At 71.5% G+C, this 23558-nt stretch carries 20 protein-coding genes; 12 read left to right on the forward strand and 8 right to left on the reverse strand.

Annotation, left to right across the window (positions count from 1 at the left end; genetic code table 11):
• Nucleotides 1-10: 10 nt before the first annotated feature.
• On the reverse strand, nucleotides 11-1258 hold the full coding sequence (locus tag JOF43_RS08360; protein ID WP_209901095.1) for a prolyl oligopeptidase family serine peptidase: 1248 nt from the start codon (nucleotides 1256-1258) through the stop codon (nucleotides 11-13).
• Between the two features lie 194 nt (nucleotides 1259-1452).
• Nucleotides 1453-2334: an NAD(P)-dependent oxidoreductase gene (locus JOF43_RS08365; RefSeq protein WP_209901097.1), complete on the reverse strand. Its 882-nt coding sequence runs from the start codon at nucleotides 2332-2334 to the stop codon at nucleotides 1453-1455.
• Nucleotides 2335-2424: 90 nt separating this feature from the next.
• Here JOF43_RS08365 and JOF43_RS08370 point away from each other — a divergent pair, with 90 nt between their 5' ends.
• Nucleotides 2425-3645 (forward strand): endonuclease/exonuclease/phosphatase family protein, encoded by a 1221-nt coding sequence (locus JOF43_RS08370; RefSeq protein ID WP_209901099.1) that lies wholly within the window; start codon nucleotides 2425-2427, stop codon nucleotides 3643-3645.
• Nucleotides 3646-3677: 32 nt separating this feature from the next.
• Nucleotides 3678-4529: a sulfurtransferase gene (locus JOF43_RS08375; protein WP_209901101.1), complete on the forward strand. Its 852-nt coding sequence runs from the start codon at nucleotides 3678-3680 to the stop codon at nucleotides 4527-4529.
• Between the two features lie 4 nt (nucleotides 4530-4533).
• Here the strand turns inward: JOF43_RS08375 and JOF43_RS08380 are convergent, their stop codons facing one another.
• Nucleotides 4534-6321, reverse strand: a complete 1788-nt coding sequence (locus JOF43_RS08380) for an alpha/beta hydrolase (protein WP_209901103.1) — start codon at nucleotides 6319-6321, stop codon at nucleotides 4534-4536.
• Between the two features lie 95 nt (nucleotides 6322-6416).
• Here JOF43_RS08380 and JOF43_RS08385 point away from each other — a divergent pair, with 95 nt between their 5' ends.
• Nucleotides 6417-7358, forward strand: coding sequence for an NAD(P)-dependent oxidoreductase (locus JOF43_RS08385; RefSeq protein WP_209901105.1), 942 nt, complete (start codon nucleotides 6417-6419; stop codon nucleotides 7356-7358).
• Between the two features lie 5 nt (nucleotides 7359-7363).
• Here the strand turns inward: JOF43_RS08385 and JOF43_RS08390 are convergent, their stop codons facing one another.
• Both JOF43_RS08390 and mtnN read right to left on the reverse strand, forming a co-directional pair.
• A complete protein-coding gene (locus JOF43_RS08390) occupies nucleotides 7364-9313 on the reverse strand; it encodes a BCCT family transporter (protein WP_209901107.1) in 1950 nt (649 codons plus the stop codon).
• Nucleotides 9314-9470: 157 nt separating this feature from the next.
• Nucleotides 9471-10229, reverse strand: coding sequence for a 5'-methylthioadenosine/S-adenosylhomocysteine nucleosidase (gene mtnN / locus JOF43_RS08395; RefSeq protein ID WP_209901109.1), 759 nt, complete (start codon nucleotides 10227-10229; stop codon nucleotides 9471-9473).
• A 152-nt stretch (nucleotides 10230-10381) separates the two neighbouring features.
• On the opposite strand from mtnN, the gene JOF43_RS08400 reads away from it, so the two are divergent.
• The gene (locus JOF43_RS08400) at nucleotides 10382-11281 is read left to right on the forward strand and encodes an alpha/beta hydrolase fold domain-containing protein (RefSeq protein WP_209901111.1); all 900 of its coding nucleotides are present in this window, start codon (nucleotides 10382-10384) and stop codon (nucleotides 11279-11281) included.
• A gap of 69 nt (nucleotides 11282-11350) precedes the next feature.
• On the opposite strand, the gene JOF43_RS08405 is transcribed toward JOF43_RS08400, so the two are convergent.
• Both JOF43_RS08405 and argS read right to left on the reverse strand, forming a co-directional pair.
• On the reverse strand, nucleotides 11351-12058 hold the full coding sequence (locus tag JOF43_RS08405; protein WP_209901113.1) for a lysoplasmalogenase family protein: 708 nt from the start codon (nucleotides 12056-12058) through the stop codon (nucleotides 11351-11353).
• 148 nt (nucleotides 12059-12206) lie between these two features.
• A complete protein-coding gene (argS, locus tag JOF43_RS08410; RefSeq protein ID WP_209901114.1) occupies nucleotides 12207-13943 on the reverse strand; it encodes an arginine--tRNA ligase in 1737 nt (578 codons plus the stop codon).
• Between the two features lie 132 nt (nucleotides 13944-14075).
• Here argS and JOF43_RS08415 point away from each other — a divergent pair, with 132 nt between their 5' ends.
• From JOF43_RS08415 to JOF43_RS08450, 8 genes are all read left to right on the forward strand, one after another.
• On the forward strand, nucleotides 14076-14495 hold the full coding sequence (locus JOF43_RS08415; protein ID WP_209901116.1) for a YccF domain-containing protein: 420 nt from the start codon (nucleotides 14076-14078) through the stop codon (nucleotides 14493-14495).
• A gap of 3 nt (nucleotides 14496-14498) precedes the next feature.
• Nucleotides 14499-15011, forward strand: coding sequence for a flavin reductase family protein (locus JOF43_RS08420; RefSeq protein ID WP_209901118.1), 513 nt, complete (start codon nucleotides 14499-14501; stop codon nucleotides 15009-15011).
• A gap of 106 nt (nucleotides 15012-15117) precedes the next feature.
• Nucleotides 15118-16047 carry an alpha/beta hydrolase gene (locus tag JOF43_RS08425; protein WP_342592120.1) on the forward strand — a complete coding sequence of 310 codons (930 nt, stop codon included), beginning with the start codon at nucleotides 15118-15120 and terminating at the stop codon, nucleotides 16045-16047.
• Complete coding sequence (locus JOF43_RS08430) at nucleotides 16044-17480, forward strand: alcohol acetyltransferase (RefSeq protein ID WP_209901120.1); 1437 nt, start codon at nucleotides 16044-16046, stop codon at nucleotides 17478-17480. Before JOF43_RS08425 ends, JOF43_RS08430 begins: the two co-directional genes overlap by 4 nt.
• On the forward strand, nucleotides 17477-18142 hold the full coding sequence (locus tag JOF43_RS08435; protein ID WP_209901121.1) for a DUF6320 domain-containing protein: 666 nt from the start codon (nucleotides 17477-17479) through the stop codon (nucleotides 18140-18142). The genes JOF43_RS08430 and JOF43_RS08435 overlap by 4 nt, the downstream gene beginning before the upstream one ends.
• A 123-nt stretch (nucleotides 18143-18265) precedes the next feature.
• Nucleotides 18266-20077: a DUF7937 domain-containing protein gene (locus JOF43_RS08440; RefSeq protein WP_209901123.1), complete on the forward strand. Its 1812-nt coding sequence runs from the start codon at nucleotides 18266-18268 to the stop codon at nucleotides 20075-20077.
• Nucleotides 20078-20144: 67 nt separating this feature from the next.
• Nucleotides 20145-21455 (forward strand): uracil-xanthine permease family protein, encoded by a 1311-nt coding sequence (locus tag JOF43_RS08445; protein WP_209901125.1) that lies wholly within the window; start codon nucleotides 20145-20147, stop codon nucleotides 21453-21455.
• Between the two features lie 231 nt (nucleotides 21456-21686).
• The gene (locus JOF43_RS08450) at nucleotides 21687-22241 is read left to right on the forward strand and encodes an AAA family ATPase (protein ID WP_209901126.1); all 555 of its coding nucleotides are present in this window, start codon (nucleotides 21687-21689) and stop codon (nucleotides 22239-22241) included.
• Between the two features lie 193 nt (nucleotides 22242-22434).
• Here JOF43_RS08450 and JOF43_RS08455 read toward each other — a convergent pair whose 3' ends face one another.
• Entirely contained in the window at nucleotides 22435-23463 is a 1029-nt protein-coding gene (locus JOF43_RS08455; RefSeq protein WP_209901128.1) for an ornithine cyclodeaminase, read from the reverse strand.
• Nucleotides 23464-23558: the final 95 nt, after the last annotated feature.

The raw sequence follows: 23558 nt of genomic DNA on the forward strand, positions 1-23558 counted from the left end.
GCGGGTCGCCTCAGAGCTCCTGGGTGCTCATCCACTCCCACAGGCTCAGCCCGTCGAGTGAGGGGTGGTTGCGGGCGGCGTAGATCCACGAGAAGTGCCCCGGGTAGCGCACACCCTCCCAGGTCACCGTGTCGTACAGCGTCATGATCGAGCTCTCGATCAGCTCGTGGGCGTGCACCGTGTTGGCCTGGGGGTCCACCGTGTCGTCGTCCGCCGAGGCGATCAGCCAGGTCGGCGCGGCGATGTCCCGCAGCTCCTGGTCGCTGATCAGCGGGCCGGGGGAGTCGTAGTACTCCTGGACCACGCCGCAGATCGGTACCGCAGAGGCGAAGACTCCCGGGTTCTCGACCACCATCTTCAGCGTCATGTATCCGCCGTTGCTGCAGCCGGTGACGTGGACGCGCTCGCGGTCGACGGGGTGCACGGCGGCGACCTCCTCGAGGATCTCCTCGATCAGCGGCTCGAAGGCCGGCCCGTCGAGCATCCACGCCGAGGGGCACTGCGGCGCCACGACGTAGATGCCGCCGAAGAGCTCCTGGGCCGCCTCGGTGGCCGGGCCCAGCGCTCCCCGGTTCGCGCGCAGGTGGGTCTCGTTGTCGTAGTACTCCGACCCGCCCTCGCCGATCCCTCCCTCGCCGCCGCCGTGGAGCCACACCACGAGCGGGAGCTCGGCGTGCCGCCCGTGCCGCGGCGGGCTGAACAGACGGTAGTTGGTGCCGGAGGCCGAGACGTGGGAGGTGAAGGCGTCGACCTCGGGGTTCACGAGCTCGCCCTGCTCGAAGGAGTCGATTCTCGCGTGCGTTTCACTGCGGGTGGGCAGCGGCGCGTTCTGGGTGATCGTGTACTCGAGGTCGAGCCGCACGTTGCGCTCGAAGTCGTCGAGATAGTCGAGGGTGGTGGCCCCTTCGACCTCGTAGCCGTGCTCGAGCTCGAGCGTGATGGCGCCCCGGTGGTCCGCATGGGCCGCGGTCACGGAGCGGTCGAGGTCGAAGGCGACGGCACCGGTGAGCGGGTTGGTGCCCCGGGCGTGGACGGTGAAGGTCGAGGTAGGCAGCTCGCCCGTCGGCAGGCCACCCCGCCGGGAGGCGCAGATCGTCACCGAGACCACCTGCTCCCCGCCGTCGAGGACAAGTGCGTCGAGCGTGAAGGGTGCGGTGCGGCCCCCGGGAGGGGCGGCGAGGGCCGCGGGGGCCGTGGCGGTGGCGGCCAGGGCGCTCCCGGCGGCGAAGAGGCTGCGGCGGCGGACAGGACGGCTCATCGGTACTCCTTCGTACGGGGCGGACGAGCGCTCGATATGGCCCGCCTCACCTCGTGCGAACCTAGCGAGGCGGTGGGCCCAGTGACAACAGTGCGGGCAGTCGCGGATTCCGCGGCCCCTCCGTCTCAGCGCGGGCGGCCGTCGGGGCCGCATCGACTGCTACACCGCTCAGCCCGGGGCTCTGCGCGAAGCGATCACTCCCCGGTATGCTCGGCCTCCTTCCGCAGGATCGTCGAGAAGTCGTCGTTGCCGTGGCCGGCCGCTATCTCTGCGTTCAGGGACGCCAGGGCCCCGCGCAGTGCCGGCAGGTCAGCGCCCGGGCGGGGGCCCGCGTCATCGAGAGCCGCCTCGACGGTATCGATCATCAGGTAGGCGTCCTTGGCGATCGCGTCCGCTGTGAAATCCCCGCCTTCGGTGCTGCGCTCCCCGCGCACGAAGGGCCCCTTCATTCCGGCGATGAACGCGAGGCCGGTGCCGCTGAGCATTTCGAGGGTCTCCTCGGCCGACGTCCCGGCCGACTCGCCGAGCGCGAGCGCTTCGCGCAGGCCCTGCGCACTCACCGCGAGGGCCAGATTCGCGAGCAGCTTCCCGGTGGCCGCCTTGCGACCCGAGTCCACGCCGCGCAGGCGGTCCGGGTCCGCCCACGGAGCCACCAGGTCCATCACCAGTCGGCGCAGGGGCTCGTCGGCCGTGCCGACATAGACGCCGAGGGAGCCGGAACGGGCCGGCCCGAGCGAGCCGACGACCGGCACGCCCACGTAGGTGGGGACTGCCGCGGCAAACTCGTCCGCATCAGCGGGAGCGACGGTGGTGGTGTCGATCCACGGGACTCGCTCCGGGACCAGTCCGGGCGAGAGCACGGTCTCTCGCACGGCGTCCGGGCTGAACAGAGAGCTGACCACGAAGTCGGCGCCGTCGACTGCTTCGGCAGGGTCGGAGGCCACGTCGGCACCCGCTTCGGCGAGGCGGGCGGTGCGCTCCGTCGTGCGGTTCCAGACGGTCAACTCGTGGTCGTGGATTAGGTGGAGGGCCAATTCGGTGCCCATGCGGCCGGTGCCCAGGAACGCAATTCTCATACCGACCAGTCTCGCACCCTGACCGAGAACGTTCACAGTCGACGTTCTCGCAGTTGTCCTGCCCTCGCTGAATACTGCACAATGGAAGCCATGTCATCGCGCATCACCCGTCGCCGAGCGCTCGTCGCCGCGACCGCCGCGGGCCTCGCCCTGCCGACCGCCGCCCACGCCGCTCCGAATCCGGCGTACCGCGGCGGGCTCTTCGAGAACCTCCGCGTGGCAACGTTCAACGCCTCGCTGAACCGCCCCGAGGAGGGTGAGCTGCTGCGCGATCTGGAATCCGGCGAGGACGAGCAGATCCGTGCGGTCGCCGAGGTCATCCAGGTCAACAACCCTGACATCATTCTGCTCAACGAGTTCGACCTCGACGAGAAGGGCGCCGGGATCGACCTGCTGCGCCGCAACTACCTCGAGGTGAGCCAGAACGGGCGCACCCCCGTCTTCTATCCCTACGCCTTCACGGCCCCGGTGAACACGGGTGTGCCCAGCGGCCTCGACCTCAACGGCGACGGCGTGGTTGGCGGTGCCGACGACGCCTGGGGCTTCGGCGAGTTCCCCGGTCAGTACGGGATGGTCGTGTTCTCGCGCCACCCGATCCTCACCGAGCGGGTGCGCACCTTCCAGAAGCTGCGTTGGGCCGACATGCCCAGCAACCTGCTGCCCACCGAGTTCTACGGCGTCGAGAACTCCGCCGCTCTCCGCCTGAGCTCGAAGTCGCACTGGGACGTCCCGGTGAGCATCGGCACCTCGACGCTGCACGTGCTCGCCGCCCACCCCACGCCCCCCAGCTTCGACGGCCCCGAGAAGCGCAACCAGCGCCGCAACAGCGACGAGATCCGCCTGTGGGCCGACTACCTCAGCCCCGGCCGGCGATCGCAGTGGATCGTGGACGACGCCGGCATCCAGGGTGGCCTGGACCCCAGCGAGCCGTTCGTGATCCTGGGGGACTACAACTCCGATCCGCTCGACGGGGACTCCTGGCCGGGCGCGATCGATCAGCTCCTGGAGCATCCGCGCGTTCGCGACACCAAGCCCCGCAGTGCGGGGGCCGTCGAGGCCGCCGAGCTGCAGGCAGGAACCGACGCCGAGCACCAGGGTGAGGCCCACCTCGACACCGCGGACTTCGCGGACCCGGACGGTCCCGGGAACCTGCGGGTGGACTACGTGCTGCCCGACAAGACCCTCCAGGTCGTCTCCTCCGCCGTGTACTGGCCGACGCAGGGCGCCCCGGGCAGCGAGCTGACCGGCGAAGACCCGTTCCCCACCTCGGACCACCGCCTGGTGCGGGTGGACCTGCAGGTCACGTCCTGACTCCCTGATCGCGGGCGCGTAGGCTTCGTTCCATGGCCACTGCTGCACTCGCCCCGATCATCGACGTCGCCCGCCTCCACGAGCTGCTGGACGGCGACCCCTCCGCGTCGGCCCCGCTCCATCTGCTGGACGTGCGATGGGCCCTGGACGGCTCGAAGGGCCACGGCACCTACCTCGCCGGGCACCTGCCGGGTGCCGTGTACGTCGACCTCGACACCGAGCTCGCAGCCCCTGCCCGGCCCGAGGCCGGGCGGCACCCCCTTCCCGCCCCCGCGGACTTCGCCGCCGCGCTGCGCCGCGCGGGCGTGACCGCCGGCTCCCGCGTGGTCGCCTACGACGACACCACCGGCGCACCGGCCGGTCGCCTGGTGTGGATGCTGCGCGCCCTGGGCCACGATGCCGCCGTGCTCGACGGGGGTCTGGACGCCTGGGACGGCGTGCTGGAGACCGACGACGTGCGGCCGGCCCCGGGCGACGTCGAGGCCCGCGAGTGGCCGACCACGCAGATCGCCACGGCCGACGAGGTGGCCGCCGGCACCTCCCTGGTCATCGACGCCCGCGCCCCCGAGCGCTACCGCGGCGAGAGCGAGCCCGTCGACCCCCGCGCCGGTCACGTCCCCGGCGCCGTGAACCTGCCCTTCACCGGCAATCTCGACCAGGGCGGGACCTTCCTCGCTCCCGAGGACCTGCGCCGCCGTTTCGAGGCCGCCGGAGTGCGGCCCGAGCAGGAGGCTATCGTCTACTGCGGCTCCGGTGTCACCGCCGCCCACGACGTCCTCGCCCTGCAGCGGGCGGGCTTCCCGCGGGTGCGGCTGTTCCCCGGCTCCTGGTCGCAGTGGAGCGCCGACCCGGGCCGCCCCGTCGCCACCGGCGCGAACCCCTGAGCGCTCAGGCTTTGGGGTTCGACTCCCGGATGGCCTTGACGATTGCCTGGTGACGGCGGCGCCGCGGGTGCGGATCCGTCCCGTCCTGGCCGAGCACCGCGGCCCAGATCGGGACCATCTCCTCGTGGTAGGCGTGCCCGTGGCCGCCGGTGATGCTGATCGACAGGGGCATGTCCGCTGCGATCTGCCAGAACGTGATCCAGGGGAACCAGCGCATCGCGGGCGTGACGTCGTGCCCCACGCGCTGGCGCAGCCACGCCGGCTCCTCCCACATCAGCGAGGGCTGCCACCACGCGACGGGATCCGAGGGGTGCTGGGCGTAGACCACTCGCGGGCTCTGCCACGGCTCGTACAGTCCGCCGAAGTAGTTCAGCTCCAGGTCCCGTGGACGGGTGACCACCCGGATATGGCGGCCGTGGTCGAGGATCGGGGCGATCGCGGGGGCGCCGGAACGGCTGCGGGAGGCGAGCTCGCGCCACAGCGGGGTGAAGCTCGGAGTGCCCGTCCACACCGCACCGTCGACCTTCGTGAGCATCTCCTGCAGGTCCCGGAACGCCGCCTGGCCCCCGAAGGAGCCCAGCGATTCCCCGGCGACGAACAGGCGCGGCCGGGAAGCGGCGGGCATCGCGTCCAGGCGCCGCCGCACGGCGTCGAACAGCTGATGGCCGGCGCGCCGCGGGGTGCGGCGGTCCAGGATGTAGCTCAGGGCGCTGGAGTACACGGAGTACTGCAGGGAGGCGGTGGCGCAGCGGCCGCCGGTGAGGAACTCGATCGCGGACAGCGACCATTCCTGCAGCCAGCCGGTGCCGGTGCCCGTGAACAGCACCAGCACCTCGCGGTCCCACGCCCCGGTGCGGTCGAGCTCCGCCAGCACCGCCTGGACGGTGTCCTCGAGGGTGCGCGAGGTGGACTTGCCGGCGTACACCCGGATCGGCTCGATCGCCTCCTCGCCGGTGGCGCGCGCGATGGCCTCCGGGGAGGGTCCGGCGGAGACGATCTTGCGGCCGGGGGCGCCCAGGGACTGCCAGGTCTCCAGCGATTCCGGACTGCCCGAGCGCAAGGGGGAGTCCGGACGCGGCACGTCCGGGGAGATCAGCCGGTTCGCGGCCTCGGCCCGCTCGATCATCTGCTCCAGCACGCGGCCGCGCAGCAGGCGCTCGGCGAGCACGGTGACGGTCGCGGCGGTCAGGACCAGGGAGACGGCGCCGACCACCCGCGGGGGCAGGTAGGGGCGCAGCAGCGCCCGGTACAGGTGCGCGGTGGCGATCACACCGCGCACCACCGCCAGCGCGCCGAAGGAGGCCGACAGCCCGCCGGCCGTGCCGACCACGTGGGTGGCGAGGTTCTTGGCGTCGGCCTGGACGAGATGGCTGATCTCCCGCTGGCGCAGCACCCCGCGCACCCAGGAGTAGGCGGAGATGCTCAGCAGGGCCCCGGCGCCGAGCCAGCGTGCCCGCTCCCGACGATCTGCGGCGATGCGCACCTGGAGCCCCAGGGTGCCCGTGACCCGATGGACCACCTTCTCCCAGAGCACCCCGCTGGCGTAGCCGTAGATCTGCGAGAGCCCGAAGTTCACGGTCCACATCCACCAGGTGCGCGGCAGCATGCTCGGCGAGGTCGAGATCCAGCTGGCGATCGAGGCGCCGAGGAACCCGCCGGTGGACAGCGGTTTCGCGATCGCTGTGCGCCGCACCCGGCGCTCCGTGCGCCGGGACGCGGTGCGCACGATCCGTGCGGCGTCACCGAGAGTTCGCCCGAGGTTCGTCGAGGACGCTCCGGAGCCAGATCGCATGGTCACGATCGTATCGGACGGCCCCGGACGGACGGGCGCGGCGAGGGCCGTGAGCATCCTGACCGCCGATCTGGCGGGCACCGTAGCCTGGGATCATGAAGATCCTGCTCCCTGACACCATGCCGCTGGACCCGACTCTGCCCGAGGGCTGGGAGGCCGTCACCCTCGATGCCCGGGCCGAGATCCCCGCCGAGCACCATGACGCCGACGTGCTGGTGGTCTGGGGCGCCTCCCGTCGTCACCTCGACTCCGCCGCGGAGCACCTGCAGCACCTGCGACTGGTGCAGTCGCTGTCCGCGGGCATCGACGGGATCCTGGCCGCCGGCTTCCGCGAGGACGTGGTCATCGCCGCCGGTGCCGGGCTGCACTCGCTGACGGTGAGCGAGCACGCCCTCGCCCTGCTGCTGAGCCTGCTGCGCCGCCTGCCCGAGGCCCGCGAGGCCCAGTCCCGACACGAGTGGTCCACCGAGCTCGGCGGGCTACAGCCGCTGCACCCCGAGGGACGGATCACCACCCTGATCGGCGCGAAGGTGCTGATCTGGGGATTCGGACAGATCGGGCGGACCCTCGCCCCGACGCTGACGGCCCTCGGCGCCGAGGTGCGCGGGGTCGCCCGCAGCGCCGGCACCCGCGACGGCTACGAGGTCATCGCCGAGGACGACGTGCTCGGCGCCCTCGGCGAGGTCGACGTGCTCATCGACATCCTCCCGGCCACCGAGCAGACCGCCGGGGCAGTCGGTCGCGAGGTGCTGGCCGCCCTGCCGGACCACGCGGTCCTGGTCAACGTCGGCCGCGGCGCGACCGTCGACCAGGTCGCCCTGCGCGAGGCGCTCGAGGCGGGCACTCTCGGCAGCGCCGGGCTTGACGTCACCGATCCGGAGCCGCTGCCCGCCGAGGACCCGCTGTGGGACGCCCCGCGCCTGCTGATCACGCCGCACGGTGCGGGTGGCCGCCCCGTCGGGGCCGACGAGCGGATCAGCACGAACGTGCGCGCCCTCGTGGAGGGCACCGAGATCCTGCACGCCGCCGCGCGCTGAGGTGCTCACCGCTCCTTGCCGAACGGATTCCACCGGGCGCCTCGACCACGGTCGGCCCCTGAGGAGTCGGACGACTCGCCGTCCTCGGAAGGGACGATCGGCTGCTCGGCGGTGAAGGTCGAGAGCTGCTCGGCGACCTGCGCCTCGACCTGTTCGGCGACCTGGGCTTCGACCTGCTGGCCCACGTGGGCCTGGAACTGCTGCCCGTACTCACCCTCGAGGTGCGACTCGACGTGACCGCCGATGCCGCTCGTGACCTTCTCCTCCACGCGATCGGTGACCTGGTCGGTCAGCTCGTCGGAGTAGCGCTCGATGAACTCGCGCTGGCGCAGCCGCTGCTCGAGCCGCTCGATCACCTTGACCTCGTGGGACAGTGAGCGCCACAAGGAGATGCACATCCCGATCATCACGACGGAGACCGGCAGTGCGGACAACAGCGCGAGCGACTGCAGCGCCGTCATGCCCGAGGCCTCGCCGTCCCCGGACAGCGAGCTCGCCCAGATCAACGACGCGGCGATGAGACCGGAGGCGGAGGCCCAGAAGACCCGCGTGATGCGCGGGGGATTCGGATCGCCCTTGTGCGCGATCATGTCCATGACGAAAGCGCCCGAATCGGCACTGGTGATGAAGAAGATGGACACCAGCACGACGGCGATGCCGGACAGCACTGCACCACCGGGCAAGTTGTTGAAGGTGTCGAACAGCGCGGTGTTCGGGTCGATCGCACCGGTGCCGCCGGTGAAGTCGACGCCTCGGAAGACGGCCTCGTACAGCGCTGTGCCACCCATGATCGTGAACCACAGGAAGGTCAGGGCGGTCGGCACCAGCAGCACGCCGGTGATGAATTCGCGGATCGTGCGGCCCTTGGAGATGCGGGCGATGAACACGCCCACGAAGGGGGACCAGGAGATCCACCAACCCCAGTAGAACGTCGTCCAGCTGCCGAGCCACGTCTCGCCGGCGTCGCCGCGGAACGGCAGGGTCTGGAACGAGAGCTGCAGGATGTTCTGCAGGTAGAAGCCGATGTTCGAGACCACATCACGCAGCAGGAAGAGTGTGGGTCCCAGGATCAGCACGGCGATCAGCAGCAGTGCGGCCAGGCCCATGTTGAGGTTCGACAGGATCTTGATGCCCTTGTCGACGCCGCTCGCCGCCGACAGCGTCGCCAGCCCCGTCACCACGACCACGATGATCACCTGGATCAGCGTGGAGTTCGGCAGCACACCGAGATGGTCGAGCCCGGCGGCGATCTGGTTCACGCCGAAGCCGAGTGAGGTGGCGATGCCGAACAAGGTTCCGACCAGGGCGATGATGTCGATGAGGTCGCCGATCCAGGTGTCCGTGCGCCTGCCGAGGATCGGTTCCAGCGCCCAGCGGATGGAGACCGGGCGGCCCCTGCGGTGCACCGCGTAGGCCACGGCGAGGCCGACGACGACGTAGATCCCCCACGCGTGCAGGCCCCAGTGGAGGAAGGTCTGTCCCAGGGCGCGCTCGGCCCGCTCCGGAGCCTCCAGACCGTCGGCATTCGGCGGGATGCCGGGGGCGGCGGTGTCCGCGAAGAAGGTCAGCGGCTCCGCCGCGCCCCAGAACACGAGCCCGATGCCCATGCCGGCGGCGAAGAGCATGGCGAACCAGGAGAACAGGCTGTACTCCGGGACATCGTCGTCCTTGCCGAGCCGGATGTTGCCCATGCGGCTGGCAGCGAGGACCAGGCCGAAGACCACGAAGCCGGTCACGACCAGGACGTAATACCAGCCGATCGAGGCGACCACGGTCGAGTTCAGCGTCGAGATGACGGAGTTGAAGACGCCGGGCAGCAGAAGGGCGAAGGCCACGGCGAGCACGATGACCCCGCCCGCCACGAAGAAGACCGGTTTCGACAGCGCGTAGCCGCCGTCAGGTTCCGGATTCTCCGTCGAGGGTGGGGGAGGGTTCTGGGCGGTCGGTGACGACACGGTTCCTCGTTCTGGTGGGGTTCACGGGCTCGGCCCCGTGCCATCCTCGCGATCTCGACGGTCCTCTCGGAGCGCGGCGGGCATGAAACGGGCCCCGTGCACCGTAGTGGTCATGTCCGCTCCGCCATAGGACTCCTGGTGGCAGAGCGGGCACGGCTCAGGCCGCCAGCGACCTCGCGAACTCCTCGACGGCCCGGGCGGAGATCTCCGCGACCACGTCGAGCTCGAGGTGGAACTGCTGCCCGGCGACCGGACCGCAGAGGTCAGAGACCGCTCGCAGGGCCACGAAGGGCACTCCCAGCACGGAGGCGGTGCGGGCACCGGCGGTGGTCTCCATGTCGGCGCTCAGCGCGGCGGGGAAGCGCTCGCGCATCGGCTCGGCCAACGGCGCGGTGACGAAGGCGTCCCCGGAGAGCATGAGCCCGCGCCGGTGTCCGGGCCCCTGCGTGCCGCCCGGCACCGTGGGGCCCGCCGCGCGACGGGCCGCCTCCTCGGCGGTCCGGACCCAGGGCTCCTCGGCCACGAAGCGCTCGGGGCCGCCGGGCACCTGCCCCGGGGCGTAGCCGAAGGCGGTGGCGTCGGCGATCGAATAGGTGAAGGCCTCGCCGACGATCAGGGTGCCCACTTCGACGTCGGCCGCGAGGCCGCCGCAGGAACCGGCCGCGACCACGACGCGGGGCCAGTGCGCCAGGATCGCCCAGGTGGTCGCCGCGGTGGCCGCGGCGATCCCGATCCCCGTGGTGACCACGACGGTGTCGTGGCCGGCGAGTGAGCCCCGCACCGCGGCGACGCCGTCCGAGAAGGGCGTCTCGAGCGTCCTCGGCCCGGTGAGCCGGGAGGTCAGCGGGGCCGCCTCCTCCGCCATCGCGGCGAGCACCAGGAGCGGTCCGGTCGGAGCGCGGGAGGCCGTCGTCATGACGGAAGGATATCGGCGCGCGCCCGCGTCCCGAGGTCCCAGGCCCGTTCGTTAGGCTGGCAGGGTCCGCGTCATCCGGTGTCCGCGTCATCCAGTTCGCGTGAACGCCATCGGCAGCGAAGCGTCCTGAGGGTCGCAGGTAGGAGGCAGTCATGGGTCGAGTTCGAGAGGCAGTGGTCACGGGAGCGCGGGCCGTGCGCCGGATCCCCATCCCCTCGACCCTGTCCCACCAGGCGCTGCGCGAGGCCCGCAGTCCTCAGCCGCCCAGCCACGTGCAGAAGACGCACGCGGTCGAGGACGAGATGATCGGCCGCACCCGCACCGTCTGGCTCGACCGGCACCGCGCCGAGCTCGGGCTGATCATCTTCCTCCACGGCGGCGCCTACGTCTCCGGTCCCTTCGCGAGCGACTGGGCCTGGCTGTCCCGCCAGGTGGACGCCCGCGGCTGCGCGGGGCTGATGATCGACTACCGCAACGCCCCGGACCATCAGCACCCCGTCGCTCTCGACGACGCCGAGGCGGCCCTCGGCGCGCTGGTCGCCGACGGTCGTCTCGCCGACCAGCCGTGGGTGCTGGCCGGTCAGCACGCCGGGGGAGGGCTCGCCTTCTCCGTCGCCCGCCGACTGCGCGGCACCGATATCCCCGCCCCGGCCGCGCTGATCGCGATGTCCCCGTGGCTGGACCTCGAGCTGTCCAACGCCGGGATCACCGAGACTGACCAGGTCGACCCGGTCCACGAGCGTCGTCTCCTGCGGGACGCGGCCCGCCGCTACGCGGGGCGCGCACCGCTGGACGACCCCGACCTCTCGCCGATCAACGCGAGCCTCGAGGGCCTGCCGCCGGTGCACCTGAGCGTCGGGATGCGGGACCTGTTCCTCTCCGATGTGCGGGTGGCGAAGCTGCAGCTCGAGGAGAACGGGGTCGACCTGTCCTACCGCGAGGTCAGCGGCCGGCTCGGCCTGCAGCTGCTCGTGCGCAAGGGCGAGGACATCGAGCGGGTCCACCGCGAGCAGGCCGACGTCATCGAGAGGGTCTTCGCCGCCGACTCGTGACGATGGGCCCCCCATCAGTTCTCTGTGGATCTACTGATCTCCTACCGCTCGTCCCTCGCAGTACGTCGATCAGTTCTCAACGATCACCAGGGCGGCGCCGGGCCGGCAGGCGGTCCAGCGCCGTGCCGGCATCGACTGGAGCATGCCGGCGATCAGCAGCGCGTGGCCGACCGTGTAGGACACCATCACCCACACCCCGCTGTACGAGATCGAAGCGCCCGGCAGGAACCAGTCCATCGCTAGCATCGAGCTGGACAGCAGGAACAGCGTCCCACCGGTCCAGGTCAGCCCGTTCCCGCCCGCTGAGAGGAAGGCCATGGTCGCCAGCGCCACCGCATAGGCGGCCACGGCGGGCAACATGGACCCGGCGCCGTCCGCGCAGGCCACGAACAGCCCGATGACGACCCCGCCGTAGGGGATCGCGAGGGCGATGCGCATCGTGTCACGGGTGCGGTTCCACAGCGGCACCAGGGCCGCCGAGTAGCAGACCAGCGCGCACAGGAAGCTCAGCACGGCGATCAGCTGCATGGCATTCGCGGCGAGTCCGGCGAGGCTGTCGCCCGCCCAGGCGAACACCAGCCCCAGCACCAACAGGGCGCTGGTGCGGGTGCGCCGCGGGAGCGCGGTGAGCACGACGGCGATCAGCAGCGGCGCGAACATCGGCTGCGTGATGCGTTGGAGCATCTCGGAGCCCGTCAGCAAGGAGCTGACATGGACCGCGACGAGAAGGGCATAGGTCACCCAGAGGACGACGTGAGCGGTTCTGATCGGCGGCACTGGTCCAGGCTAGAAAGCCCCCGTCGCTCGGACCAGGGCATTCTCCCCGGTGACGGGCACGGTTGGGTAACGACACGGCACGAGGACGTCACGGAGCGGAGGAAAACGGGCATCCTGGGCACCGATCTCGGGGCCCCGTCATCTCCCGTCACATCTGTTGCGGAGCGTTCACACCGAGCGCATCGAGTCCCTCGACGAGGACCTTCTCGGTCAGCTGCGCGAGGGCCAGCCGCCCGGCGCGCAGCCCCTCGTCGGACTCCTTGAGGATCGGGGAGGCGTCGTAGAAGGACGTGAACGCCTGCGCGAGGGAGAACAGGTACGCGCACAGCCGGTGCGGCTCGTACGCGGCGCCGGCCTGGGCGAGCGTCGGCCCGAAGTCCAGCAGCTGCAGGGCCAAGGCCCGCTCGGCGTCGTTCTCGACCCGCGGGGCCGTGGCCGCGACGATGCCCTGCGCCTCCGCCTTGCGCCCGATGGAGCGGATCCTCGCCACCGCGTACTGCAGGTACGGGGCGGTGTTCCCGGTCAGGGCCAGCATGCGGTCCAGGTCGAAGGTGTAGTCCGAGTCGTGCGCGGTGGAGAGGTCCGCGTACTTCACCCCGCCGATGCCGATGTCGTGGGCGATCTGTGCGCGCTCCTGCTCGGGCAGGTCCGGACGCAGCTCGTCGATCACGGTGCGGGCCGCGGCGACGGCCTCCTCGAGCAGCGCCAACAACCGCAGGGAGGCTCCCGAGCGGGTGCGCAGGATCTTGCCGTCCTCGCCGAGCACGGACCCGATCTTCACGTGGGTCGCCTCGACCTCCTCGGGCAGCCAGCCGGCCTCGCGGGCGGCGGTGAAGACCATCTGGAAGTGCAGCTCCTGCGCGGTGCCGACCACATAGGCGATGCGGTCCGCGCCGAGGTCGCGGACCCGGTGGCGGACCGCGGCGAGGTCCGTGGTGGCGTACCCGTAGCCGCCGTCGGACTTGCGCACGATTAGCGGCAGCGGCTGCTCGTCGCGGCCGGTGAACCCCTCGGGGAAGACGCACAGGGCGCCGTCGGAGATCCGGGCGATCCCGTCGGCCTCGAGGTCCTTGCAGACGATCTCGAGCAGCGGATTGTAGGTCGACTCCCCGGCGAGGTCGGCGTCCGTCAGCGTCGCCCCGAGCATGTCGTAGACGCGGTGGAAGTACTGCTTGGACAGCTCCACCAGATCGGTCCAGATCCGCAGGGACTCGCCGTCGCCGGACTGCAGCGTCGCCACCCGCCGCCGGGCACGGGCGGCGAAGTCGCCGCCGGCGTCGAATTTGGCGCGAGCGGCCTGGTAGAAGGCGTTCGGGTCGGTCTTCAGCAGCTCCGCCTCGGCACTGTCCTCGCCCACCTCGAGCAGGTGCTCGATGAGCATGCCGAAGGGCGTGCCCCAGTCGCCGATGTGATTCTGGCGGATCACGGTGTGGCCCAGCTTCTCCAGCGTGCGGGCGATCGAGTCCCCCACGACGGTGGTGCGCAGATGACCGACGTGCATCTCCTTGGCGACGTTCGGTGCCGAGTAGTCGACCACCACGGTCTCCGCGCGCTCGGGGACGGGGGCACCGAGGAGCGGATCCTCGCTCAACCGGCCGGCCTGGGCGGCGATCCACCCGGTGCGCAGGCGGATGTTCAGAAAGCCCGGGCCCGCGATCTCGGGGGCCTCGGCGATGTCCTCGAGGTCGACGGCCGCCAGGATGTCGGCGGCGATGTCGCGCGGCTTCCGTCCCAGTCGCTTGGCCAGGCCCATCGCGGCGTTGCACTGGAAGTCCGCGAACTGGGACGGTCGGATGATCGGGTCCGCATCGGCGTACTCGGGCCCGAAGGCGGCGGCGAAGGCGGACTGGAAGCGCTCGGTCAGCGCGATCTCGGGAGCAGGCATGCGACCAGGGTAGTCGCGTCGACCCGGCGGGTCCCGCGCGGTGAGCGTGATGCTCGTCGGAGCCGAGGCGGCGAGCCTGCACCGGGGGCTGGCCCCCTGGCCGCGTCGCGATGCGGTGCTTAGGGTGGCGTCATGCGCACCCTGATCTCCCTGATCCTGAACATCATCTGGCTGCTCACCGCGGGCTGGTCCCTGTTCCTGGGCTACGTGCTCGCGGGGATCATCGCCTGCATCTTCATCGTCACGATCCCGTTCGGCCTGGCCTCCTTCCGGATCGCGGGCTTCGTGATCTGGCCCTTCGGCCGTGAGGTGGTCGACACCCACCGCGGCGGCGCCGCGAGCGCGATCGGGAACGTCATCTGGTTCGTGATCGCGGGCTGGTGGCTGGCGATCGGCCACGTCCTCACGGCCGTCGCGCAGGCGATCACCATCATCGGTATCCCGCTGGCCTGGGCGAACATCAAGCTCATCCCTGTCACCTGCTTCCCCTTCGGCAAGGAGGTCATGGGCTCCGACTCGGCCCGTTCCCGCATGCTCCCCACGGCCCGCTGACCGGTGTCGCAGAGCACGACCGGGCCCGGCCCCGCCGTGGACGAGGCCGACTACCGCCGGCTGAGCGACCTGATCGCGGCGGGGCTCGCGATCGTGAGCACCCGCCAGGGCAGCCACGACGTCGCCGTCACCGTCGACTCCTATCTCGACCTGTCCTACGACCCGCCCACGATGCTGGTGGCCCTGTACGGCATGTCCCGCATCGCCGAGGCCGCCGAGGAGTCCGGGCATTTCTGCCTCAACGTCCTGGCCGAGGACCAGCAGCACCTCGCGGACCGCTTCGGCACCCCCGCCACACCGCTGGTCGGACTGCTGAGCGGTCTCGAGGTGACGCGCACGGCCGACGGGGACGCCGTGCTGGCGGGCACCCTCGCCCACTTCGCGATCCGTCTCGAGCAGGCCGTCGACGCCGCGACCCACCGCCTGCTCATCGGTCCCGTCGTGGAGATGGGGCAGGGCCGCCTCGACGCCGGCCCCGCGGTGCGCTTCGCCGCCGAGAAGCACGAGCTGCGCTGACGGCGGTCCCGCCCGGTTCCTGCGCGGATCCGTGCCGATCGTCCCGACGACGCCTCTATGCTGGGGCGATGGAACGCCACGTCCCGACGACGATTCCCGGCCGCGCGTGAAGCCACTGCTGCGACCGCTGCTGAGGGCGTTCGCCGCGCCGCGACTCGACATGCGCGCGGACTACGAGAAGGTCCGTCGCCTCCAGCGTCACCTGGCCGCGCTCCCGCGGACCCGGTACCGCGCCGCCTCCTGGCGCACCGTTCCCGGCGACCCCGGCTCCCACGTGCCGGTGCGGGTCTTCCAACCCCGTGAGAAGCGGCGTGAGGACCTGCTGCTGTTCCTGCACGGCGGCGGCTGGGTCACCGGCGACATCGAGAGCTACACCCCGGCCTGCGCCACGATGGCGGACCTCACCGGCTGCGTCGTGGTCTCGGTCGACTACCGTCTCGCCCCGGAGCACCCCTTCCCGGCGGGCCTCGAGGACAGCTACCAGGTGGTGCGCCTGCTGCTCGAGGAGCCGGGCCGGGCCGGGATCGACGATGCCCGTCGGATCGTGCTGGTGGGGGACTCCGCCGGCGGCAACCTGGCCGCCGCGGTCTCCCTGCAGCTGCGCGAGCACGGCCATGCCGGGGTGAGCCGGCAGATCCTGCTGTACCCGGTGACGCACTGGGACCACGACCCGGCCACCTCGCCCTTCGCCTCGGTGCGCGATCACGGCGCGGATTACCGCCTGACCTCCACCGAGGTCCAGGACTACATGGAGATGTACGTCCCCGACCCGGCGCACCGGAAGGACCCGCGGGTGTCCCCGCTGATGGCCGCGGACCTCTCCGCGCAGCCGCGCACGCTGGTGATCTCCGCGGAGCTCGACCTGCTGCGGGACGAGGGGGAGGCCTACGGTCAGGCGCTCGCCGGGGCCGGTGGCAGCGTGCGCATCCACCGCGTCCCGGGCGCGCTGCACGGATTCATCACCCTGCCGCGCTTCTCCCGGTCCCTGCGGGACGCCTACGGGGTGATCGAGGAGTTCCTCGAGGAGCCGACGTGACCCGCAGGGCCTGGGTGCGGCTCGACAACGCCTCGAACATCTTCCTGGCCGCCCGCAGCGACGTCGACCCCAAGGTGTTCCGCCTCAGCGCCGAACTGGACCACGAGGTGGACCCGGAGCTGCTGCAGGCCGCGCTCGAGTCCACCTACGAGCGCTACCGGCTCTACCACGCGGTGCTGCGACGCGGCGTGTTCTGGTACTACCTGCAGGACAGCGACCTGCATCCGCAGGTGAGCGCCGAGGAGACCGCGCCGTGCGCCCCGATCTACCAGGCCGACCGGCGCACGCTGCTGTTCCGCGTGATGCACCACCGGAGGCGGATCAGCCTCGAGGTGTTCCACGCGCTGTCGGACGGCACCGGGGCCCTGGGATTCCTCACCGACCTGGTGGGAGAGTACGCGCGACGGCGTTTCCCCGAGCAGCCGGAGCAGCCGGAGCGGAGCCGGGAGGAGCCCGGCCCGGCGGCGGAGTCCGAGCAGGCCGCCGAGGAGCCCGTGCACCACCTGACCACCGACGACTTCGTCCACTACTTCCGCCGCCGACGCCGACGGCCGGACGCGTGGGCGGAACGGGTCGCCTTCAGCCGGGAAGCGGCGCCGGCTCCGCTGACCATCGCCGAGAGCGTCGGGGCAGACGACGCGCCGGCGGCCCGGGAGGAGCGACCGACGCTACCGGCCACGCCGGTGCATCGGGTCCGCGGCACCCGCACCCCGGACGACCGCCCGCGACTGGTCGAGCTGACCATGCCCGTCGCTCCCGTGCTCGACCTGGCTCGCGCCGAGGGAGCTGCGCTGACGATGTACCTCACGGCGGTGCTGTTCGAGGCCGTCCGGCGCTCCTCGGGCGGGCTGGGGGAAGCCCGCACCCTCGCCGCCTCGGTGCCGGTGAACCTGCGGCAGTCCTTCCCCTCCACCTCGGCGCGGAACTTCTTCGCCACCACCCGGGTCCAGCACACCTACGCCGAGGGCGAGGACTCCCTCGGCGCGGTCTGCAGGGAGCTCGAGCGCGACTTCCGCGCCAAGGCCTCCGCGGGGCACCTCGAGCACAAGCTGCGACGCTTCCTCCGCTTCGAGCGCATGCCCGTGCTGCGCGTCGTGCCACGCCCGCTCAAGGACGTCATCCTGTCCCTGGTGAACCGGGTCGCCAACCGCGGGCTCACCGTCGCCGTCTCCAATCTGGGCCGCGTCGCCCTGCCGGAGCCGGCCGCCTCCCATGTCCACCGCCTGCTGTTCCACGTCTCCGCCGTGCGGCCCCAGATCTCCGCCGTCTCCCACGGCGGGGTGCTCACGATCTCCTTCACCTCCCCGTTCCTGGAGACCGACCACGTCCGGGAGTTCGCGCGGATCCTCACCGCCGCCGGGGTCGACGTCTCCGTCGCCGCGGCGCGCACCACCGAGCAGGAGCTCGCGGAGGCGGGGGCGGCGGTCCCATGAGCAGTTGCCCCGCCTGCCACCTCGAGGTCGAGGGCGAGTGGACCCGCTGCCCGCTGTGCGACGGGCCGCTCGGCGGCGACCGCGTGGCGGGACCGCTGCCCCCGGTGCCGCTGCGGTTCTCACGCCGGCGCCTGCTGCGCGCCCTGGTGCTCACCTCGCTCGGCGTCGTGCTCGCCTCATTCGCCGTGCAGCTGCTGATCACCCCGGGCGTGCCGGGGCTGGGCGTACTGCGCTCGGTGTGGCTGGCGGTGGCCGCGCTGTGGCTGGTGGTGCTGATGGCGGTGCGCAAGCGTCGCAATCTCGCCAAGTCGACGGTGTACCTCGTGGTGCTGGTCGGTCTGGTGAGCGTGTACTGGGACTACCTGCTGGGGTGGAGCGCATGGTCCCTGACCTATGCGGTGCCCATCCTGTGCGCCTCCTCGCTGCTCGCGCTGATGATCATCGTGCGGGTGATGCGGATCGAGGTGGGTGAGCACATCGTCTACAGCGGCCTGGTCGTGCTGCTGGGCCTGACCCCGCTGGTGTTCCTCGGCCTGGGCTGGGTGAGCACGCCGCTGCCGTCGGCCGTGTGCGGGGCGCTCAGCGTGGCCGCGCTGGTGCTCCTGCAGCTCTCCCGCGGTGCGGAGACCCGCCATGAGCTCGCCAAGCGGCTGCACCTGTAGTCGCTGCGGCGCGCCGCAGGGGGCAGCGGCTCCCGCGTCCTTATGATCGGGAGCGCATCTGCGCCGGCGGCTCCGGTCGAACCCGACCGCCCGGTGCACGAGAGACCACGGAAGAGTAGGTTGATGGACAGGGATCGCTCCAGCGACGAGAACCAGGACGCGGACTGGATCTTCGCCAGCGACGACCCGCACACCCTGCCCACCGAGCGTCTGCCCGATCGGGCCGAGTTCGACCGCTACTCCGCCCCGCTGCTCGCGCGGCGCCGCGCCGAGGCCGCCCTGCCGCCCGGCGAGCACGAGACCGTCGACCTCTCGAGCCTCGACCCCGAGCAGCTGCGCGCCGGCTCCGAGCCCGATGCGGTCACCGGTGCCATCCCGGCGACGGATCCGGAGGACGACGAACGGGCCGGGCACGAGGCCGACGGCGCCGGGAGCGAGGATCCGACCGCCGGGGAGTCGGCCGAGGACGAGGCGTCGGACCCCGGGACCACGGCGGCGCTGCGGGCTCCGCGCGACGTCTCCTACGCCCGCTCCGGCACCACCCCCAACGCCGAGCACGACCAGGCGCCGGAGAACGCGATCAACGGGTTCGTGCTCCCGGACCGGTTCCGGGACCTCGGCCTCTTCGACGCGCTGCGCGACGTGCTGGCCCTGATCAGCATGGCCACGGCCATGACCACCACCTTCACGGTGGCTCACAGCACGCTCGTGGACGGCATCGGCAAGGCCGCGATCGGCGTGGGCCTGGCCGCTCTCGTCGCCGTGCACCTGCTGCGCTGGATCCCGAAGCAGCCGCCGCTGGCCGCGATCCGGGTGGTCCGGGTCCTCGGCCTGGCTCCCGCGCTGCTGGTGCCCCTCGGGGTGATCGTCGCCGACCTGGTGGAATCCCTGCCGGTGCTGTTCGCGTCCCTGCCCGACGGCCCGCCCATCGGGCTCGGCGTCGGGGTGTCGCTGCTGCTGCTCGGTGCGATCATCGGGATCGAGCCGCGCGCCCACGAGGGATACCTGCCGCAGGCCCGTGCCCGGCGCATCGCCCGCATCCTGCTGGTCGCCGTGGGGATCGCGGCCGCCGCCGCCCTGCTGGTCGCACTGGTGATGATCGTCGGCCGACTGTTCACCACCGGCTGGGACTACTCCCTGATGACCCTTGCCGACGCCGTGCTGTCCACGCTGCTGCTGGCGCTCGTGCTGCTGTCGGCGCTTCGCCGGGAGCGCTCCTGGTACGTCTTCGCCACCGGCGCCGCGGGCGCCCTCGTGCTCGCCGCCCTCGCCGACAACACGCTGGAGCTGCAGTTCGCGGCGCCCCTGAGCTTCGCCACCGATTTCGTCTACCTGCCCTTCCTGTTCGCCGCCTTCGGTCTGATGATCTCGCGGTCCTTCGTGCGGACCATGCCGATCTCCTTCCGCCGTACGGACTGGCTGGTCTACACGGTGCGGGCCTTCGAGTTCAGCGTCCTGATGCACACCGCGGCCGTGGTCTGGCACCTGCTGGCCGCGATCGCCGCCACCACCGGGCGTGCCCCGGGCGGGCCCGTCCTCCACCTCATCGACGCCGCCGTCTGCCTCTGCTTCATCGCCGTCTCCCTGTTCGCGCGCACCTCGCTGCTGTCCCGTCCCGCGCTCGTGGCCCGCGCCAACGGGGTGGTCGCGGGGCTGATCCTGGTCGTCGTCGGCTTCCTCGACGTCATCGTGAACTCGCTGGCGACCGGCGCCGGCGCCGGCCTGGTCACCGGCGGGAGCGCCCTGGCGATCGGCATCGCGGCGGCCCTCATGCTCACCGTGCCCGCCCCGGTGCGCGACGAGTTCGGGGCCCCGGACATCTCCCGCATGTTCGCCGACTTCCGTGCCCGCGACGCCGGCAGCGTCTCCCTGCTCTCCCTGGTGCCGGACGTCACCGAGGAGACGGCACGCAAGAAGACCTTCCCCGGCAGCTGACCGCGTCGGCCGCCCGACTCCTCCGGCCGCCCCGCGGCCGACCGCCCTCCTCACCCCTGGGAGCATCATGTTCCGCTGGAGACTGCACGGCGACGGCCGCACCATCGGCGCCGACGCGATCGTCCTGCCCGAGGAGCGCCTGGCGTGGCCGCTGACCATCGGCATCGGCGCCCAGCACGTGATCGCCATGTTCGGCGCGACCTTCCTGGTCCCGCTGCTCACCGGATTCCCGCCCTCGACCACGCTGCTGTTCTCCGGCATCGGCACCCTGCTGTTCCTGACGATCACGCGGAACAAGGTGCCCAGCTACCTCGGCTCCTCCTTCGCCTTCATCGCCCCCATCACCGCCTCCACCCAGGCGGAGTCGATGGGGGCGGCGCTCGGCGGCGTGATGATCACAGGGCTGCTGCTGGCGGCGCTGGGCCTGCTCGTCTCGCGCATCGGCACCGCCTGGATCTCGACCCTCATGCCCCCGGTGGTGATGGGCTCGATCGTGGCGCTGATCGGCTTCAACCTCGCCCCGAAGGCGTACGAGAACTTCCAGGATTCCTCCGTCACCGCGACCGTCACCCTGCTCGCCGTGGTGCTGTGCACCGCCGCGTTCAAGGGCCTGCTGGGTCGCGTCTCCGTGCTGCTGGGCGTGCTGATCGGCTACCTGGTCGCGGTGGCCCGCGGCGAGGTGGTCTTCGACGACGTGAACGCCGCGCCCTGGATCGGGCTGCCCGAGTTCCACCACCCGACGTTCGACCTGGCCCTGCTGCCGATGTTCCTGCCCGTGGTGCTGGTGCTGCTGGCCGAGAATGTCGGACACGTGACCAGCGTCGGGCTGATGACGCACCGCAACCTCGACCACATGGTGGGCCGCACCCTCGCCTCCGACGGGATCGCCACCGCGCTCTCGGCCGGCTTCGGCGGGTCGCCGACCACCACCTACGGCGAGAACATCGGCGTCATGAGCGCGACCCGCGTCTACTCGACGGCCGCCTACTGGGTGGCCGGCATCGTCGCGATCCTGCTCTCGCTGTCCCCGAAGATCGGCGAGCTGATCTTCACCATCCCGCCGGGCGTCCTCGGCGGCGTGACCTTCGTGCTCTACGGCTTGATCGGCATCGTCGGCGTGCGCATGTGGGTCGACGGCCGCGTCGACTTCTCCCGCCCCAAGAACCAGATCACCGCGGGCGTCGCCCTGGTCATCGGCATCGCGAACGTCACCTGGACCTTCGGCGGCGTCCAGCTCACCGGCATCGCCCTGGGCACGATCGCCGCCCTGCTCGTCTACCACCTCATGGATCGGCTGGGCCGCGCCACCGGCACCGAGGTCACGGCGTCGGAGCCGGCCGAGGTAGTCGCGAGCGAAGGGAACACCCCGCGCGATTAAGCCAGGCGACCGCCCCGCCGCGCCCCGCCGCCGCGCCACCCCGCCGCCGCGCCGCGCCCCGCCGCGCGCTGCCGTTTGTGTCAGATTCTCAGCCATATCCGGTCTGGAAGTGGCCGAGAATCGCCCACAAACGAGGAGGGGGCCGGTGGCGGTATGGGGCGGGGTGCTGCAGTTGTGGTTGCTCGAGCGCTGAGGCGATGCCGATCGCTCCTGCGTGTGAGAATCAGGGCCATGAGCGACTCTGCCGTGGAGGCCGACTCCCCGGCCGAGGAGAGGGCGGAGGCGTCGCCCGCGCTCGTCATCCTCCGGGGCAACTCCGCCTCGGGGAAGTCGACCGTCGCGCGCCAGGTGCAACGGGCGCTGCCGCGGGGGCGGGTCGCCATGATCGGACTGGACCATGTGCGCCGCGAGCTGCTGTGGGAGCACGAAGTCGGTCAGGGCGACACCATCGGCCTGGTGACCGCGATGACACAGCACTGCCTGCGCGTCGGGCGGACCACCGTGGTCGAGGGGATCTTCGGCCGCGAGCGCTACGGCGACATGTTCGCGCAGCTCCTGGCCGCGCACGACGGCCCGCACCTCGTCTACTACCTCGACGTGAGTCTCGAGGAGACGCTGCGCCGCCACGCGGGCAAGCCCATCGCGCACGAGGTCCGCGCCGACGAGGTCGCGTCCTGGTACCGGGTGCACGATGTGCTCGGCGTGCCGGGCGAGACCGTGCTCGGGGAGGAGCTCTCCGCGGAGGAGATGGTCACCCGTGTGCTCACGGACTTGGCTGCGAGCTGAGCAGTCCTCTGCCGTCTTTGTCAGGTTCTCAGCCGGTTCCGGTCTGGAAGTGGCTGAAATTCGCACACTAACGGGGCGGAGCAACGGGGCGGGGCATCGGTGGGGGCAGCGGTGGCGGCAGCGGCGACCGGGTTCGGGCGGAAGCGGTGGGGGTGGACCGGGGTGACCTGCGAGAGTGCCTGCCCGGCCATCGTCAGCTCACCGGGGCGAGGACGCCCACCAGTGAGAAGAGGTCCTTGGGGTCGTCGGGCTGTGCCACCAGGTCCACCTCGGACTGCAGATCCGAGCCCGCGGTCGCGTCCCGCGCGCAGCGCAGGGCGGAGAAGTCGGCGATGGCGAAGCCGACGGAGTCGAACACCGTGACGTCCTCGGGGCCGGTGCGGCCGGGGGCGGTCCCGGTGAGCACCTGCCACAGCTCGGTGACGGGGAAGTCCGGGTCCATCTGCTGGATCTCGCCCTCGAGGCGGGTCTGGGCCGTGAACTCGACGACCACCCGAGCGGCCTCGAGGATCGCGGCGTCCAGCTCGGTCTTGCCGGGACAGTCTCCGCCGATCGCGTTGACGTGCACGCCGGGGCGCACCTGGTCGGCATCCAGGACCGTGTTGCGTGCCTTGTCGGCGGTGCAGGTGGTGATGATGTCGGCCCCGTCGACCGCCTCGTCCACAGAGGTCGCCGGGTGCACGCGGAAGCCGAGCGGCTCGAGGTTGCCCCGCACCTTCTCGACCGCGGCGGGGTCGACGTCGAACACCCGCAGATCCTCGAGGCCGAGCACGCCACGGAAGGCCAGGGCCTGGAACTCGGACTGCGAGCCGGCCCCGATCAGCGCCAGGGTGCGCGAGTCGGGCCGGGCGAGGACCTTCGCCGCCAGCGCCGAGGTCGCGGCGGTGCGCAGCGCCGTCAGGAGCGTCATCTCGGCGAGGAAAGTGGGATAGCCGTTGTCGACGTCGGCCAGCACCCCGAAGGCGGTGACGGTCTGGAAGCCGCGCGCGGGATTGGAGGGGTGTCCGTTGACGTACTTGAAGGAGTAGGTCTCCCCGTCGGAGGTCGGCATCAGCTCGATCACGCCGAGCGGGGTGTGGCTGGCGATCCGCGGGGTCTTGTCGAAGCGCTCCCAGCGGCGGAAGTCCGCCTCCAGGTACTCGGTCATCCGCACGAGGATCCTCTCGGCGCCGTCGCGCCGGATCCACCGGGCCATGTTCGCGACATCGAGCAGCTGCGTCATCACTGAACCTCCTGGTCGCGGGACCGGTCGCGGGGTTCGCCGGCGCTGGTGCTCCCAGCGTAGAGTGCGCAGATGGCGGGCGGTAGAGCCAGATC

Source organism: Brachybacterium sacelli, assembly GCF_017876545.1.
Taxonomy (GTDB): Bacteria; Actinomycetota; Actinomycetes; order Actinomycetales; family Dermabacteraceae; genus Brachybacterium; species Brachybacterium sacelli.